Consider the following 14,276-nt stretch of genomic DNA (forward strand, 5'->3'; position numbering starts at 1 on the left):
CGATGAGCGAGAAGAAGGCGTATCCGCTGCGCATCAACGCCCAAGTGCTCGACGCCGTGCAGCGCTGGGCCGATGACGAACTACGCAGCGTGAATGCGCAGATCGAATACGTGCTGCGCGACGCCCTGCGCAAGGGTGGCCGGCTTCCGCGCGATGAGGAGCCGCCGCGCGAGCCGGAACGCTGACGCCCGCGACGCGCCATGCGACTTCGATCCGGCTTCGTTAGCATCCTGCGCATGGCGACACTGCACCGACCCTTCCGCGACTTCCCGCAGCGGCTGCACGGCCCGCGCATCGCCGTGCTCGCGACGATCGCGCAGGATCGTCCGGCACTCAGCACAGTGGCCGCACAACGTCGCGCCAGCGTCCAGTTGCAGCGACTGCGCCTGACGCATCTGTCGCGCGTGCAGTTGCGCAGCCGCGATGGCGCCGAACCCTTCATCGCGCGTGTCGATGTCGCGATTGACCATGCGGGCCGGATCCGCGCCGCGTTCGACACCGACCGCGCCACCAGCGACGCGCTGGCCGGTGCGACCGGAACGGCGCGAATGATCCGACATGTCGGCACGAACCTCCGGAAGCCGCGCGCTTCATCGCTGCGATGGCGCCTGCATCGCGTCGCCTTGCCGACCATCGATCGCGGCGACATCGAAGCACGCGGTTTCGTCCGGCAACCGGAGCCCGCGCGACTGTGCAGCATCGGCATGGACGCTTCGGGCCGACCGATGCTGCTCGCGCCCGCCGCCGCGAGCGCTTTCGTCGCCATGCGCACCGCCGCAGCGCGCAGCGGCGTGGTGCTGCAACCGGTTTCAAGCTTTCGCTCGATCGCCTATCAACGCGGGCTGATCGTCCGCAAGCTGAAGCGCGGCGACCCGCTCGACGCGATCCTGCGCGTGAATGCCGCGCCCGGCTACAGCGAACACCACAGCGGCCGCGCCGTCGACATCGGCACGCCCGGCTGCGCCGCACTGGATGAAGCCTTCGAGCAGACGCCGGCATTCGCGTGGCTGCAGCAGCATGCCGCCGATTTCGGCTTCCACCTCTCCTATCCCCGCAACAACGCGCTCGGCGTCATCTACGAGCCGTGGCATTGGTATTTCGCAAGCTGACTACCGCTGATCCAGCGGTTTCAACTCGCGATGTAGCGCTGCAACTGTTCGATCTCGTGCTGCTTCTCGGCGAGGGCGTGTTTGATCAGATCGCCGACCGAGAGCATGCCGATGACACGGCCGGCATCGACCACCGGCAGATGCCGGAACTTGCGCTCGGTCATCAACATCATGCAGGTCTGCGTGGTGTCGTCCGGAGATACCGTCATGACCGGCGCCGACATGATCTGCCAGACCGGCGTATCCGCAGAGGAGCGTCCGAGCAGGATGACCTTGCGCGCGTAGTCGCGCTCCGAAACGATGCCGGCGAGGTCGCCGTCTTTCATCACCAGCAAGGCGCCGATGCCGTGATCGGCCATCATCTGGATCGCCGCAAGCACCGGTTCATCGGGATGGATCGAAATGATCGCCGGCGGCTTCGCCAGCAGCAACTCGCGCACTTTGGCCATGCTTGCGACTCCGGTTCAGGCGATCGACCGTGAGTTTACGCCGGCCCGGCCGGATGTGTGGCGAAGGTCATGCTTGCGCTTGATTCTTTATTTCCATATATTTCGAATTATGGAATTACAGATCGCCATCGACAGCCTCGCCGCCCTCGCCCACGACTCGCGTCTGCGTGCCTTCCGTCTTTTAGTCCAAGCCGGTCCGGAGGGATTGCCGGTCGGCGACATCCGCGACGCGCTCGACATCCCCGGCGCCACGCTGAGTTCGCACTTGAACGTGTTGCGTCACGCCGGACTGGTCGAAGACCAACGCGAGGGCCGCGTCATCCGCTGCCGCGCGAACTTCACCGCGATGAACGCGCTGATGGCCTATCTGCTCGAGAACTGCTGCAGCGGCGCGGGTTGTGCCCCCGCAACGCTGGGCGCATTGGGAACGGCGTGCACACCGCCGGGCCCGCCTTCGCAACGGAGCAAGAAATGAAGCGCTTTCATGTCCACCTCAATGTCGAACATATCGGCAAGAACGTCGCGTTCTACACGCAACTGTTCGGTGCAGAACCTAAAGTCGTGAAACCCGACTACGCCAAATGGATGCTCGACGATCCGCGCGTCAACTTCGCGATCTCGTCGCGCCCGGCGGCCTTGGGTCTCGATCATCTTGGCCTGCAAGCCGAGAATCCGGACGAGTTGCGCGAGATCGGCGATCGTCTAGAAGCCGCAGACGCGGTCGCGCTGGCCGAGCAGGATGCCAACTGCTGCTACGCCCGTTCGGACAAGTTCTGGGCCGAAGATCCGCAGGGTACGCGCTGGGAGAGTTTCCATACCCATGGCGACGCCACGACCTATTACGCACCGCATGAGGCCGCGGCAAAAAGCGCCGAGAAAGCTGCGCGCGGCGGTGCTTGCTGTGGCCCCACTGCGGCCCACTAAACGAGGTTGAACACGATGAAGCGCCTGTTGTTCGTCTGTGTCGAAAATGCCAATCGAAGCCAGATGGCTCAGGCCTTCGCGCGCCTGCACGGTGGCGACGCCGTGCAGGCGGAATCGGCCGGATCGCGCCCTTCCGGCGTGGTCAATCCGCGCGCCATCGAATTCATGGCCGAACGTGGCTACGACTTGTCGACGCATGCGTCGAAATCGCTGGACGAGATCGGCGACGGCGAATGGGATGCGGTGATCACCATGGGCTGCGGAGACAACTGCCCCTGGGTGCCAGCGAAGCGGCGCGACGACTGGTCCCTGCCCGATCCGAAACACATGGCACCGGACGACTATCGCGCCGTGCGCGACGAGATCGAACGCCGCGTCATCGCACTGATCGCGTCGACATGAGTGCTGCGAAGCGAGCCCTTGCCGCCGAGTTCGGCGGTACCACTGTCCTGCTCGCCATCGTGATCGGCTCCGGCATCATGGGCGAGCGTTTGTCGGGCGGAAACGTGGCCATCGCGCTGCTGGCCAATGCATTGGCGACCGGCCTCGGCTTGTATGTGTTGATCACCAGTCTCGGTCCGATCTCCGGCGCGCACTTCAACCCCCTGGTCACCCTGATGCTTCGACTGCGCGGCGAAGTCACGGCGGCGCCGTGGTTGCTCCTGGTGCTCGTGCAGTTCGGCGGCGCGCTGGTCGGCGTGGCGCTCGCGCACGCGATGTTCGTTCTGCCGATCCTGCAGGTCAGCACCAAGCTGCGCACCTCGACCGGACTCTGGATCAGCGAAGTCGTCGCCACCGTCGGCCTGCTCGCGGTCATCGCGTTCGGCAAGAAGTCCAGCCTCGACAGTATCGCCGCGCGCGTCGGTGCCTACATCGCTGCCGCCTACTGGTTCACTGCCAGCACCTCGTTCGCCAATCCGGCCGTGACCTTCGCACGCATGGGCAGCGACAGTTTCGCCGGCATTGCACCGATCAGCGCACCGGCCTTCATCGCCGCACAACTGGCCGGCCTTGCAATCATGCTGGCCATGTTGCGCCTGACTCAATCGACCAGCACCGGCGCCAGATAGTCGCGCCCGCCGAGTTGGCGCATCTGCCTTTCGATCCATTGCTGTCGCCGCAATACGTAAGGTCCGGGCTTCGCGACGCTGTAGTACTTGGGGTTCGGCAAGACCGCGGCCAGACGCGCCGCCTGAGCTGCGTTCAGATGCGCCGCATCGCGGCCGAAATACTGCTTCGCGGCGGCCTGCGCGCCGTACACGCCGTCGCCGAATTCGGCAACGTTCACGTACATCTCGAGGATGCGCCGCTTCGGCCAACACAGTTCGATCAGGCCGGTGAACCACACTTCCAGACCCTTGCGCACCCAGCTGCGCCCCGACCACAGGAACAGGTTCTTGGCGACCTGCTGCGAGATCGTGCTGGCACCACGCACCTTGCCTTTCTCGCGATCATCCAGCGCCTGCTCGATCGCCTGCAGATCGAAGCCATGATGATCGGGAAAACGCTGGTCTTCCGCGGCGACGACGGCGAGGAACAGTTCCGGTGCGATGTCCGGCTGCGCGACCCAATCGCGTCGGATCGGCAGATTCGCCGCCGCGCCGGTCCAGCCATCGATGCGTCGCGCCAGCACGAAAGCTGTGCTCGGCGGCGGCAGCCAGCGCAACGCGAGCACCAGCATCACCGACAGCACGACGAACACGATCGCGGCCTGCAGCAGGCGCCATGACAGGCGTCGCCACCAGACTTTGCGGACCACGGCCATCACGCGCGCTCGGGCATAATGGCCGCCATGAATGAGTCCCCGTTTACTCCCGTCGATCCCGAAGGCATCCGTCGTTTCCTGTTCGAAGGCGCAGGCGTGCGCGGCGTGATTGTGCGGCTCGAACACAGTTGGCGCCAGATTCGCGGCCGCGACGCCTATCCCGAGCGCGTTGCGCAGGTGTTGGGCGAAGTCACCGCCGCCACTGCGCTGTTCGCCGGGGACATCCAGCTGGCCGGGAGTGTGTCGGTGCAGATGAAGGCGTCGCCGACGTTGCCGCTGGTGTTCGCGGAATGCACGGCGGACGGTCACGTGCGGGGATTGGCGCGCTGGGGCGACGGCGCGGAAGCCAGTGCATTGCGTCCCGACGAATTGCCCGGCGCCGTACTCGCGATCACCATCGAACGTCAGGAGACCGGCACCCGCTATCAAGGCCTGGTGCCGCTCGAAGGCGATGCCTTCGCACGCAGCTTCGAGGCCTATTTCGCGCAGTCGGAACAGTTGCCAACGGCGATCTATCTGGCCTCGGACGAAAATACCTGTGCTGGCGTGCTGATCCAGCAGATTCCGGCCGAGGGAGGCGCCGAGCGTGAGCGCGACGCGCTGACCTTCGAGCACGCGAAGATCCTTGCCGACACGCTGCAGGCCGAGGAACTGCTCAAGCTCGACGCCACCGAACTGCTGCACCGCCTGTATCACGAGGATGATCTGCGCCTGTTCGACGCGCATCCGGTGCGCTTTCAATGCCGCTGTTCGCGCGAGCGCGTGGCCGGCATGCTGCGCACGCTGGGGCGCGACGAAGTCTTCGCGGTGCTGGCGGAACAAGGTCAGGTCGCGGTGACCTGCGAGTTCTGCAATGAACCCTATGGTTTCGACGGAATCGACCTGGAACAGCTGTTTGCCAGCGACACGCTGAATGCTGCACCGCAGCGCGCACAGTAGCGGGAAGTGCCAATTCCAACCCGTTCCGTGACTTGCGGAAATCTTGTAAACTCGGCCTCAATTCAGCATGCGACCGGATCGGAAGGAACCGACCGGCCCCGGGCAAGGTCTCATGCAGGTCCCGAGGTAATCGATGAAACGCGCTCGCTCACCACTGGCTACTGCAATGACCCTGGCGCTTTCAGCGCTGGTGTCGTCGCACGCCATGGCCGACGAATCGCAGCAGATCTGGTCGGCGCGTCCGAGCAGTTTGCGCATCAGCAATGAGCTCGGTGCGGCATTCCCGTTGATCTCGCCGTTGACGAATCCCGGCGAACCGACGAACGCGAGTGGCGTGACCTTCGACAATGCCGGCCGCATCAGCCTCAGTGCCGGAATCGGCAGCGACGCTGCCCACAGCGATTCACTCACCACCTTGCCTTGGTGCGCGGAAGCCTCGGGTCTGCTGCGCATCGGTGCATTCGGTCGTGATTGCCTGATGCAAGGCACGCTGCAACTGGAATTGCCGGGACGCATCGCGACCGCAGGCACGGGTGCACAATGGCGGGGCGACCGCTTCGATCTCTCGCTGGCTTACGGCTTCTCCTGGCTGCTGCCGAGCCCGGGTGAACGCCTGAATACCCCTTACGTCGCGACACAGGACCTCAGCCTGTCTCCCGGCTTCGGAACACTCCCCCTGTTGCCCGGGCTGAGCGGCGAAAGCCAGGGCCTGGGCCTGAACTCGCAGTGGCGACTGACGGCAGAATCCGCGGTGCAACTGAATGCCGCCCTGCATCAGCTGCGCCTGCGCAGCGGCAGCGCGACGCCCGTGCTCGATCTGCAGCAGGCGATGCTCGATGTCGGCATGAACTACGGTTCGTTCAGCGGCAATGTCACCGGCCGCATGAATCGCCTGAACGAACAGCCGGGCTACCCGAATCGCTACTGGAGCGGTGTCGACATCGGTGTGTCCTGGCGTACGCCGTGGCGCGGCGAGTTGACCGTGGGTGCGCGCAATGTCGTGAGCAAGACCGATTCCGACGAACCCTCGCCGGCCGAACGCACGATCAGCGAAACCTCGGCACGCACACCCTACGTGCGCTACAAGCAGGATCTCTGATCTGTTCGCACCACAATGAAGCGCCCGCCATCGGCGGGCGCTTTGCATTCCGGACCCGGCAACTCAGCGCTTGCGCAGATCGACATCGCCGCTGAACGACTCGATCTCGATGCTGGCACTGCCGCTGCCGAGCTTGCCATGCATGGTCGACCCCGGACCATCTTCCTTCTCGACCGCTAGTCCGAAATCGTTGTCGAGATCGCCGCTGAACGATTCGACCGAGACGCGGCCACTGGTATCGGCCGGCAGGGTGATGCTGACATCGCCGCTCATGCTCTCGACATCCATGCGGCCATCAGCCGCCAAGGCACCTTCGAAATCGATGTCGCCGGACACCGACGAGCCTTCGAATTCCTGGACCGTCTGCGCGTGCACGATGGCGCTGCCAGAGACGGTCTCGACCGACACGTCGCCAGAGGCACCGTTGATCCGCAGGTCACCGCTGACGGTTTCCGCGTCGACGCGGCCGGCCTGGCCGTCGAACGTCACGTCACCGGAAACGCTGGAAATCTCCAGCTTGTCGGTGCTTGATCCATGCAGCACCACTTCGCCGCTGACGGATTCGGCTTCGATCGAGGCCGAACCGCGCATCGCCGTCACGTCGATGTTGGCGCTGACCGCCGACAGATCCAGCGACGCACTCGCCGGCACCTTGATCACCAGCACGCTGTCCTCGCGCGGCCCCTTGTTCCAGCCGATCCAGCTGCCGCCTTCTTCGGATTCGACACTGAGCGAAATGCGGCTGGCGCTTTTCTCGACGACGAGCTTGGCGCCAGCGGCGAGCGCGCCGCTCCAGCTCACTTCATTGCGATCCCAGGCGGTGACGCTGATGCGTCCACGCACGTTGGACGCTTCCAGGGTGCCGCGCGCATCGAGTGGCGCCACGGTCTCGGCAATCGGACTGGCGGCGAACGCCGGCGTGGACAGCGCGGCGAGCAGCGCGATGGCGAGCAGATTGGGTTGGATCAGGGACTTCATCGGAAACTCCATCGTCATGTTCATGCGGAAAGTGCTTTCTGGGTGAGGTGCAGGCGCTGGTCCTGAACCTGGCGCAATCGGTTCAGCAGGAATCGCGCATCCGGATCCTGTTCGAGTGCGGCCGTGATTTCGGCTTCGGCGGTATCGAGTTCGGTCCAGGCCGCGACCAGACGTGGATCGGCCTGTTCGCGCAGTTGCGTCCACTGGTTTGACGTTCCCGCCATCAGGGCTGCGTTGTACTCGGCCCGCAGGGCGCGCGCCTCGCGCAACACCGTGGGGGGCTGCTGCGCGACCATCGCAGTGTCGGCCATCGGTCCACGCTGCAAAGCCAGCCACCCGGCAACGATCGCTACGGCGGCGAACCCGGCCGCAGCGGCGAAAGGGAACACACCACGCGCATGACGGCGTCCGTTCGCCGGTCGCGCATCGAGTCGTGCGGCGATGCCTGGAAACAGGTCACGATCGGGCTCGATCGCAGGCGGCAGCGTCTTCAGCAGACGTCGATATTCAAGCTCGTCCATGGGGACCTCCGAGCCATTGCTTGATGAGATTGCGGGCGCGATGCAGCTGCGCCTTGGATGAACCGACGGCCATGCCAAGCTCGCCGGAAATTTCTTCGTGCTTCCAGCCTTCAACGTCGTGCAGCACGAGCACGGCGCGTGCGCGCGGCGGCAACCTCGCGATGACCTTGTCGAGGTCGATGCCAAGTTCGGGCGAGCGCGCCAGGGTGTCGGCAAGGTGGAATCCGGGATCGTCCACGTCCTCGTCCGCACCGGGTTCGCCGCGCGCCGAACGCAAGGCCATCAGCGCCGTGTTCACCGCCAGTCGATGCAGCCAGGTCGAGAACGCACTCTCGAAGCGGAATTCCGGCAGTTTCTGCCAGACGCGCACGAAGGCATCCTGGGTCAAGTCTTCGGCACGGGCACGATCACCGCCCTGCAGGCGGAGGATCACCGCAAACACGCGCGCCGAATGCCGACGGTACAGGCGCTCGAAGGCATGCCGGTCACCCTCGGCCGCTGCGCGGACGAGTGCGTGATCAGCGGTGTCCGCGGGCAGCGCGTTGGGCACGGAAGCGGTCGGCAGTGGATTGATGGCGAACATCATGGCGCATCTGATGTACGCAGGCGCAGAAAGGTTTAAGCACCCCGAGTCATGACTTTGCGGACCGTCGCATCGATAATCGGGCCATGAGCGAACCCGGCCTGATCGCCCGTATCGATGCCCTTCTGCCGCAGACGCAATGCACGCGCTGCGGCTATCCGGCATGCAGGCCCTATGCCGAAGCGATCGCCGAGGGCGAAGCCGGGATCAATCGTTGCCCGCCGGGTGGCGCGGCGGGCATCCGTGCACTCGCCACGTTGCTGGATCGCGCCGAATTGCCGCTCGATCCCGACTGCGGAGAAGAAGCGCCGATGCGCCTCGCCGTCATCCGAGAGGATGAATGCATCGGCTGCGTCAAATGCATCCTGGCCTGCCCGGTCGACGCCATCGTCGGCGCCAGCAAGCGCATCCACACCGTCATCGCCGACCGCTGCACCGGCTGCGAACTCTGCCTGCCGCCCTGCCCCGTCGACTGCATCGACCTCGTCCCCGCGCCCGCGCACCGCGATGCCACCCGCGAAGCCGACGCATCCCGCGCCCGTTACGAATTCCGTCAGTTCCGCCTGCAACGCGACGACGCCGAACGCGACGAACGCCTGCGCGCGAAGCGGGACGGAACGCCAACGGCGGCGCGGGGAAGCAAACCGGGCGGGGCGCGCGGGCCCGCCGGGGCCCCCCCCCCCGCCGGCCCCCGGGGGGGCCCCCCGCCCCCCCCCCCCCCGGTCCCCCCCCGGCCCCCCCCCCGCGGCGCCCCGCGGCCCGCCCCCCCCGCCCCCCCCGGGGCGCGGGGGGGGGGCGGGGGGGGGGGGTCCCGGCCCCCCCCCGGGGGCGGCGGGGGGGGCCGGCGACCACAACCCCAAAGACAAAAAAAGCGCCGAAAAAAAAAAAAAGAGGAAAGGGCCAGGGTCTCGATCAGCCCAAAGATCAGGAACACGAGGCCGCTCAGCCAACAGAACCAAGCAGCAGCGCGAGGCCGAGCAGCACGAAGCCGAAGCTCGGGATCAGGAACAGGAAGGGGATGCCGAACACGACTGAGGCGAGGGACCAGGCGTAGAGGTCGTTGTTGGGTTGTGGCCAGGTTTCGGCGCCGAACCATTTGGCCACGAGGTGATCGACGCTGAGCTTGCCGGGGCCATTGAAGATCAGTGGCAGCAGCATCACGACGAACAGCAAGGGCAGCTTGAAGTTGCCATGACCCTTGTCGGAGATCGCGTAGCCCTTCAGCAGGTCGCTCCACATCGACCACATGTCTGGCCAATGCACGGCCGCGGTGGCGACGAAGGTCAGCACCAGCAGACTGAACGCGAAGAAGCGCGTGCCGAAGCCGATCCACAACGCGACCGCGCCGGCCAGTTCGAACCCGGTCGCGATGTTCCAGCTGAGATTCGCAGGCACCACATTGAACGGATACGGAAAACTCGACTGGATGTCGGCGAACCAGTTCTCCCCGTGCAGCTTCTCGCGTCCGGCTTCGAAGAATTCCCAGCCCATGATCAGACGCAGGATCAGGCGCGGCACGATTTCGCCGATGGCACGCAGGCGCGCGACGAGATCGCTCCACAGGTCGACGAGACGGGAGAGGCTGAGCATGATGTTCCCCTTGCGACGCGCGTGGCGTCAGGTATCGATGAAGGTACCGAGCACGATGTCGCGTTGCCGGAACTCGCGCAGGCTGTGGCAGGCACCCTCGACGATCTGCGCGCGTGGATACTGCGGCAACGCGTCGGCCAATGCCTCTGCCAGCGACAGACCGGGCACGCCCGCGTGTTCTTTCAGCAGATCGAGCAGCACGTTCGCGAGCGGACTCAATTCAAGGAAGGAGATCTCGTCGCGACGATTGCGCACAATGACGAGATGCGTCGGCTGCTGCGGTGCCTGCGTCGGCTGGTACTCGGCACCGAGCCGATGCACCGGCCAGCAATAACTGAACCGCCAGGCCAGCACCGACAACACCGGCGCCGCGGCCACGACATCACCATCGGCGTCGTGTTCCGTGTCGTCGACATCGCGCTCATCCAGCGACAAGGCGAGCTCCACCCATTCGTAGTGCGCGAGTTCGGTCAGGAACGGCGGATCACCGCGGCCGGCATCGACGCGCGTCTCGAGATAACGCTGGAACTCGCGCCCGATCTCGGTGAACAGCGGCGTGTGCGACGCGTGTTCGCGATAGAAGTCGCGCACCAGGCGGTGCCAGCGGGCGTCACCCAGCAACTTGCGGATCACCGGAAAATTGGTCGCGAGCAGACCTTCGATGTTGTTGTAGAACAACTCGCGATAGATCTTCAGGCGCCGTTCTTCGAGGCCATCCGGCGGCGGAAACAGTTCGGGGTCACGCAAGTGGCGCGCGAATTCGCGTTGCAACGCAAGCGTGGCTTCCGCATCAAGCGACATGGGCGCGCATCACGGCGGTGGTCCTGGTCGCCTGCGCCTGCAAGCTGCGGATGTGATCCAGTTCTGCGACTAGCTCGCCGATCGGCGGGAAGTTGAAGTCGCGTTCCAGCAGGGTCGGCTTCGCGCCGAAGCAGCGATAGGCCTCGGCCAGCAAGGCGAAGACCGGCGCGATGATTGCCGCGCCATGGGTGTCGACGATCAGGTCCGGCGCCTCGTCGTAGTGCCCGGCGACATGGAACTGGCTGACGCGCTCGGCCGGCATCGCGCGGATGAACTCGACTGGGTCGTAGCGATGGTTGACGCTGTTGACGTGGACGTTGTTGACGTCGAGTAGCAGGTCGCAGTCGGCTGCTTCCAGCACGGCGCACACGAATTCGCGTTCGCTCATCTCGCCGGCGAGCGGCGTGTAGAAGGACACGTTCTCGATCGCAATGCGGCGCCCGAGCACGTCCTGCACCTGGCGGATGCGCGCGGCGCAGTGGTGCACCGCAGCCCTGGTGAATGGCATCGGCATCAGGTCGTACAAGTGACCGTGGTCGCTGCAGTAGCTCAGGTGCTCGCTGTAACTGGCGATGCCGTGTTCATCGAGAAAACGGCGCAGTTTCAGCAGAAAGGTTTCGTCCAGCAGTTCCGGACCGCCGATCGACAACGACAAGCCATGCGCCGAAAACGGGTAACGCTCGGTGAGGCTGCGGAAGCGGCGGCCAAGACGACCGCCGACACCGATCCAGTTCTCGGGCGCGACTTCCATGAAGTCGATCGCGCCCGCCTGCACGGATTCCAGCGGCGTGAGCAGGCCACGCCGCAGGCCCAATCCAGCACCCGCGACCGGCGCCAGCGCTGATGTCGAGAGGCTGGCGTTCATCGGCTTACTGCTTCGGCGCTTCTACCTTGGCGGCTTCTTCGGCCTTCTTCTCGCCGCACTTGCCCTCGCCACACTTGCCTTCACCGTCGGCCTTCATGCCATCGGCCTTCTTGTCGTCGCCGCACTTGCCTTCACCACACTTGCCTTCGCCGCATTTGCCTTCGCCGTCGGCCTTCATGCCTTCGCCGCACTTGCCCTCGCCGCACTTGCCTTCGCCGTCGGCCTTCATGCCTTCGCCACACTTGCCCTCGGCCTTGGCCTTGTCACCGCCGCAGGAACCCTCGGCCTTCTTGTCGCCGCACTTGCCTTCGCCACACTTGCCTTCGGCGGCTTCTTCGCCGGCGATCTGGTAGCCGAAGCCGAGGTCATTCACCCGGAACAAGTCGCCGGCATTCGCCACAGCGACCGAACCGAGCAGCGCCGCACCGACCGCAACCGTCAGGGAATTGATGACTTTCTTGGACATGAAACTCTCCACATTGTCTGATCAAGACGGGATACGCCCGCCCACGCCGCCGCTGCCGCGGCACCGGATGCAGGGTCGCAGGATGCGACGCCGAGCCCGGCCGAACTTACGCCGGTCGCCCGTGCACGACAACTGCACGAGGTCACCGGTCGCGCAACCAGACCGCCATCGCAACCGATCCCTTACAAACGTCAGGCCCTGTCGTTCGTCAGGGTCATCGCGGAACGCCCGGCGTCTTCGACCGGAAACCGCACAGATCGCGGATCACGCAGGTCGGACACTGCGGCTTGAGTGCCTTGCAGACATAGCGGCCATGCAGGATCAGCCAATGATGCGCGTCCTTCAGGAATTCCGTCGGAACATGCTTGAGCAAGCCCTTCTCGACCGCGAGCGGGGTCTTGCCCTTCGCCAGCCCGGTGCGATTTGCAACCCGGAAGATATGCGTGTCCACGGCCATCGTCGCTTCGCCGAACGCCGTGTTCAGCACCACGTTCGCGGTCTTGCGACCGACCCCAGGCAAGGCTTCCAGCGCTGTGCGCTCACGTGGCACCGCGCCGCCGTATTGCTCGACAAGGATGCGACAGGTCGCGATCACGTTCTTCGCCTTGGCATTGAACAACCCGATGCTGCTGATGTATCGCTTCAGCCCCGCTTCGCCGAGCGCCAGGATCGCTTCGGCCGTATTGGCCACCGGATACAGCCGGCGCGTCGCCTTGTTGACCCCGACATCGGTGGCCTGCGCCGACAGGATGACGGCAATCAGCAGCTCGAACGGGGTCGTGTAGATCAGCTCCGTGGTCGGATGCGGGTTCAGTTCGTGCAGGCGGCGGAACAGTTCATGGCGGTCGGCGGGCTTCATGGCGTGATTCTCGCCTGTCAGGTACGGTGCGACCAGCCGGTCTTTCCCCGATTCGAACAACGACGAGGTCACCCCATGCACAGGACCGGCGGACGCGTGATGGCGTTGATGGTGTTGATGACCAGCGCCGCCGTGCAGGCGGAAACCCCGCAGGTGTTCGGCTTCGCACGCGCCGGCGTGTCGGCCAGCGATGCACCGACCTCCTGGCACGAGGGTGGATGGGGCCGATACCTGGCGGACGAAGACGATGCGTCGATCGACATCGAGGCGCAGTTCGCCCTCCTGTGGGAGCCGAGTCTGGAATGGCGTCTGTTTGCGCAAGCCCTGGTACGCGGCGACGCCGCGGGGCGCGGCGAGCACGCCGGCCTGGTCGAGGCCTATGCCGAGCGCACCATGTTCTTCGGCAACGACCAGCGCCTGCGACTGCGGGCCGGCCAGTTTTTTCTCCCGACATCGCGCGAGGCGGTCGATCCCTTGTGGCAATCGCGCTACACGCTCGGCCTGTCGGCGCTGAACAGCTGGATCGCTGAGGAAGCTCGCCCGATCGGCCTCGATCTGAGCTGGCGCAGCCCGGCCGAGTCCGCACGCGAATGGGAGTTGGCCGCAACGGGTGTCATCGGCAACGACAGCAGCGGCGCACTGCTGGCCTGGCGCGGATTTGCCCAGCATGACCGGCTGAGCGTGCTCGGCGAGGTGCTGCCGCTGCCGGCCCTGGACTCGCTGTCCGACGACGGCGCCTTCGGTCATCAGCGCGACGACGGCACCAAGCCGTTCGGGCCCGATCTCGATGGCCGCACCGGGTATGCGTGGCGCGCCCGGTATGGCGATCCGCATCGGTTCCGCGTGTTGGCGACGGTCAGCGACAACCGCGGCGACCGTGGCCTGCATCGCGGCGAATACGCCTGGCGCACGCGTTACGCCTTGCTGGGCGGCGAATGGCAACCCGGCGAGCACTGGATGCTGGCGGGGGAGTGGATCGACGGCGACAGCGGCATGGGACTGCGCACGGGTCCGCACGTCGACCTCGATTTTTCGGCCGCCTATCTGCTGGCCAGCTGGGCGCCCGATGACGACTGGCGCTGGTCGGCCCGCATCGAGCGTTACGAGATCATCGATCGCGATGCCGTCGCCGAGGACAACAGCGACGACGGACATACGCTGACGCTGTCGCTCCTGCACGGATTCGCCGGCAACTGGCGTGCGGGCCTGGAATGGTTGCATGGCGACAGCGTCCATGCCGCTTCCGCAATGATTAATCAGACCGACGATACCGGCGGCGATCTTTGGCGAATCGAATTGCGGCGCAGCTTCTGAAATTCATGCCGGCG

General features: G+C 65.4%; 19 protein-coding genes and 1 pseudogene. 10 read left to right on the forward strand and 10 right to left on the reverse strand.

Annotation, left to right across the window (positions count from 1 at the left end; genetic code table 11):
- The first annotated feature begins 2 nt into the window (after nt 1-2).
- Nucleotides 3-185: an Arc family DNA-binding protein gene (locus IPP28_15115; GenBank protein ID MBL0042326.1), complete on the forward strand. Its 183-nt coding sequence runs from the start codon at nt 3-5 to the stop codon at nt 183-185.
- 363 nt (nt 186-548) lie between these two features.
- Nucleotides 549-1,109 carry a D-alanyl-D-alanine carboxypeptidase family protein gene (locus tag IPP28_15120; protein ID MBL0042327.1) on the forward strand — a complete coding sequence of 187 codons (561 nt, stop codon included), beginning with the start codon at nt 549-551 and terminating at the stop codon, nt 1,107-1,109.
- A gap of 20 nt (nt 1,110-1,129) precedes the next feature.
- On the opposite strand, the gene IPP28_15125 is transcribed toward IPP28_15120, so the two are convergent.
- Entirely contained in the window at nt 1,130-1,558 is a 429-nt protein-coding gene (locus IPP28_15125; GenBank protein MBL0042328.1) for a CBS domain-containing protein, read from the reverse strand.
- A gap of 109 nt (nt 1,559-1,667) precedes the next feature.
- Here IPP28_15125 and IPP28_15130 point away from each other — a divergent pair, with 109 nt between their 5' ends.
- The 4 genes from IPP28_15130 to IPP28_15145 are packed head-to-tail and all read left to right on the forward strand — an operon-like array spanning nt 1,668 to nt 3,552.
- Complete coding sequence (locus IPP28_15130) at nt 1,668-2,033, forward strand: helix-turn-helix transcriptional regulator (GenBank protein ID MBL0042329.1); 366 nt, start codon at nt 1,668-1,670, stop codon at nt 2,031-2,033.
- Entirely contained in the window at nt 2,030-2,482 is a 453-nt protein-coding gene (locus tag IPP28_15135; GenBank protein MBL0042330.1) for a VOC family protein, read from the forward strand. The genes IPP28_15130 and IPP28_15135 overlap by 4 nt, the downstream gene beginning before the upstream one ends.
- A gap of 15 nt (nt 2,483-2,497) precedes the next feature.
- Nucleotides 2,498-2,884 carry an arsenate reductase ArsC gene (locus tag IPP28_15140; protein MBL0042331.1) on the forward strand — a complete coding sequence of 129 codons (387 nt, stop codon included), beginning with the start codon at nt 2,498-2,500 and terminating at the stop codon, nt 2,882-2,884.
- The gene (locus IPP28_15145; GenBank protein ID MBL0042332.1) at nt 2,881-3,552 is read left to right on the forward strand and encodes an aquaporin; all 672 of its coding nucleotides are present in this window, start codon (nt 2,881-2,883) and stop codon (nt 3,550-3,552) included. The genes IPP28_15140 and IPP28_15145 overlap by 4 nt, the downstream gene beginning before the upstream one ends.
- Here IPP28_15145 and mtgA read toward each other — a convergent pair.
- Nucleotides 3,525-4,247: a monofunctional biosynthetic peptidoglycan transglycosylase gene (gene mtgA, locus IPP28_15150; protein MBL0042333.1), complete on the reverse strand. Its 723-nt coding sequence runs from the start codon at nt 4,245-4,247 to the stop codon at nt 3,525-3,527. The genes IPP28_15145 and mtgA overlap by 28 nt on opposite strands.
- A gap of 27 nt (nt 4,248-4,274) precedes the next feature.
- Between mtgA and IPP28_15155 the strand changes: the two genes are divergently transcribed.
- Nucleotides 4,275-5,186, forward strand: coding sequence for an Hsp33 family molecular chaperone HslO (locus IPP28_15155; protein MBL0042334.1), 912 nt, complete (start codon nt 4,275-4,277; stop codon nt 5,184-5,186).
- A gap of 133 nt (nt 5,187-5,319) precedes the next feature.
- The gene (locus IPP28_15160) at nt 5,320-6,285 is read left to right on the forward strand and encodes a hypothetical protein (protein ID MBL0042335.1); all 966 of its coding nucleotides are present in this window, start codon (nt 5,320-5,322) and stop codon (nt 6,283-6,285) included.
- A 63-nt stretch (nt 6,286-6,348) separates the two neighbouring features.
- Here IPP28_15160 and IPP28_15165 read toward each other — a convergent pair whose 3' ends face one another.
- Genes IPP28_15165 through IPP28_15175 form a run of 3 tightly spaced genes read right to left on the reverse strand, consistent with a single transcriptional unit; the run spans nt 6,349 to nt 8,349 of the window.
- Nucleotides 6,349-7,263 carry a DUF4097 family beta strand repeat protein gene (locus tag IPP28_15165; protein ID MBL0042336.1) on the reverse strand — a complete coding sequence of 305 codons (915 nt, stop codon included), beginning with the start codon at nt 7,261-7,263 and terminating at the stop codon, nt 6,349-6,351.
- A gap of 20 nt (nt 7,264-7,283) precedes the next feature.
- Nucleotides 7,284-7,784 (reverse strand): hypothetical protein, encoded by a 501-nt coding sequence (locus tag IPP28_15170; GenBank protein ID MBL0042337.1) that lies wholly within the window; start codon nt 7,782-7,784, stop codon nt 7,284-7,286.
- Nucleotides 7,771-8,349: a sigma-70 family RNA polymerase sigma factor gene (locus tag IPP28_15175; GenBank protein ID MBL0042338.1), complete on the reverse strand. Its 579-nt coding sequence runs from the start codon at nt 8,347-8,349 to the stop codon at nt 7,771-7,773. Before IPP28_15175 ends, IPP28_15170 begins: the two co-directional genes overlap by 14 nt.
- Before the next feature lie 104 nt (nt 8,350-8,453).
- On the opposite strand from IPP28_15175, the pseudogene IPP28_15180 reads away from it, so the two are divergent.
- Nucleotides 8,454-8,966 (forward strand): annotated as a pseudogene (locus IPP28_15180) (RnfABCDGE type electron transport complex subunit B).
- Nucleotides 8,967-9,309: 343 nt separating this feature from the next.
- Here IPP28_15180 and IPP28_15185 read toward each other — a convergent pair.
- The 5 genes from IPP28_15185 to nth all read right to left on the reverse strand — a co-directional run bounded on the left by IPP28_15185 (nt 9,310) and on the right by nth (nt 12,948).
- Nucleotides 9,310-9,957: a DoxX family protein gene (locus IPP28_15185; protein ID MBL0042339.1), complete on the reverse strand. Its 648-nt coding sequence runs from the start codon at nt 9,955-9,957 to the stop codon at nt 9,310-9,312.
- A gap of 27 nt (nt 9,958-9,984) precedes the next feature.
- A complete protein-coding gene (locus tag IPP28_15190; GenBank protein MBL0042340.1) occupies nt 9,985-10,758 on the reverse strand; it encodes a putative DNA-binding domain-containing protein in 774 nt (257 codons plus the stop codon).
- Nucleotides 10,748-11,623, reverse strand: a complete 876-nt coding sequence (locus IPP28_15195) for a DUF692 domain-containing protein (protein MBL0042341.1) — start codon at nt 11,621-11,623, stop codon at nt 10,748-10,750. The genes IPP28_15190 and IPP28_15195 overlap by 11 nt, the downstream gene beginning before the upstream one ends.
- Before the next feature lie 4 nt (nt 11,624-11,627).
- Nucleotides 11,628-12,089, reverse strand: a complete 462-nt coding sequence (locus IPP28_15200) for a hypothetical protein (GenBank protein MBL0042342.1) — start codon at nt 12,087-12,089, stop codon at nt 11,628-11,630.
- 214 nt (nt 12,090-12,303) lie between these two features.
- Complete coding sequence (gene nth, locus IPP28_15205; GenBank protein ID MBL0042343.1) at nt 12,304-12,948, reverse strand: endonuclease III; 645 nt, start codon at nt 12,946-12,948, stop codon at nt 12,304-12,306.
- A 75-nt stretch (nt 12,949-13,023) separates the two neighbouring features.
- On the opposite strand from nth, the gene IPP28_15210 reads away from it, so the two are divergent.
- Nucleotides 13,024-14,262, forward strand: a complete 1,239-nt coding sequence (locus IPP28_15210) for a hypothetical protein (protein MBL0042344.1) — start codon at nt 13,024-13,026, stop codon at nt 14,260-14,262.
- The last annotated feature ends 14 nt before the right edge of the window (nt 14,263-14,276 follow it).

Source organism: Lysobacterales bacterium (assembly GCA_016721845.1).
Lineage (GTDB): Bacteria > Pseudomonadota > Gammaproteobacteria > Xanthomonadales > Ahniellaceae > JADKHK01.

Coding starts and splice junctions, on each gene's coding strand:
- IPP28_15115 (MBL0042326.1), top strand. CDS start 3: ATGAGCGAGAAGAAGGCGTATCCGCTGCGCATCAACGCCCAAGTGCTC.
- IPP28_15120 (MBL0042327.1), top strand. CDS start 549: ATGATCCGACATGTCGGCACGAACCTCCGGAAGCCGCGCGCTTCATCG.
- IPP28_15125 (MBL0042328.1), bottom strand. CDS start 1,558: ATGGCCAAAGTGCGCGAGTTGCTGCTGGCGAAGCCGCCGGCGATCATT.
- IPP28_15130 (MBL0042329.1), top strand. CDS start 1,668: ATGGAATTACAGATCGCCATCGACAGCCTCGCCGCCCTCGCCCACGAC.
- IPP28_15135 (MBL0042330.1), top strand. CDS start 2,030: ATGAAGCGCTTTCATGTCCACCTCAATGTCGAACATATCGGCAAGAAC.
- IPP28_15140 (MBL0042331.1), top strand. CDS start 2,498: ATGAAGCGCCTGTTGTTCGTCTGTGTCGAAAATGCCAATCGAAGCCAG.
- IPP28_15145 (MBL0042332.1), top strand. CDS start 2,881: ATGAGTGCTGCGAAGCGAGCCCTTGCCGCCGAGTTCGGCGGTACCACT.
- mtgA (MBL0042333.1), bottom strand. CDS start 4,247: ATGGCCGTGGTCCGCAAAGTCTGGTGGCGACGCCTGTCATGGCGCCTG.
- IPP28_15155 (MBL0042334.1), top strand. CDS start 4,275: ATGAATGAGTCCCCGTTTACTCCCGTCGATCCCGAAGGCATCCGTCGT.
- IPP28_15160 (MBL0042335.1), top strand. CDS start 5,320: ATGAAACGCGCTCGCTCACCACTGGCTACTGCAATGACCCTGGCGCTT.
- IPP28_15165 (MBL0042336.1), bottom strand. CDS start 7,263: ATGAAGTCCCTGATCCAACCCAATCTGCTCGCCATCGCGCTGCTCGCC.
- IPP28_15170 (MBL0042337.1), bottom strand. CDS start 7,784: ATGGACGAGCTTGAATATCGACGTCTGCTGAAGACGCTGCCGCCTGCG.
- IPP28_15185 (MBL0042339.1), bottom strand. CDS start 9,957: ATGCTCAGCCTCTCCCGTCTCGTCGACCTGTGGAGCGATCTCGTCGCG.
- IPP28_15190 (MBL0042340.1), bottom strand. CDS start 10,758: ATGTCGCTTGATGCGGAAGCCACGCTTGCGTTGCAACGCGAATTCGCG.
- IPP28_15195 (MBL0042341.1), bottom strand. CDS start 11,623: ATGAACGCCAGCCTCTCGACATCAGCGCTGGCGCCGGTCGCGGGTGCT.
- IPP28_15200 (MBL0042342.1), bottom strand. CDS start 12,089: ATGTCCAAGAAAGTCATCAATTCCCTGACGGTTGCGGTCGGTGCGGCG.
- nth (MBL0042343.1), bottom strand. CDS start 12,948: ATGAAGCCCGCCGACCGCCATGAACTGTTCCGCCGCCTGCACGAACTG.
- IPP28_15210 (MBL0042344.1), top strand. CDS start 13,024: ATGCACAGGACCGGCGGACGCGTGATGGCGTTGATGGTGTTGATGACC.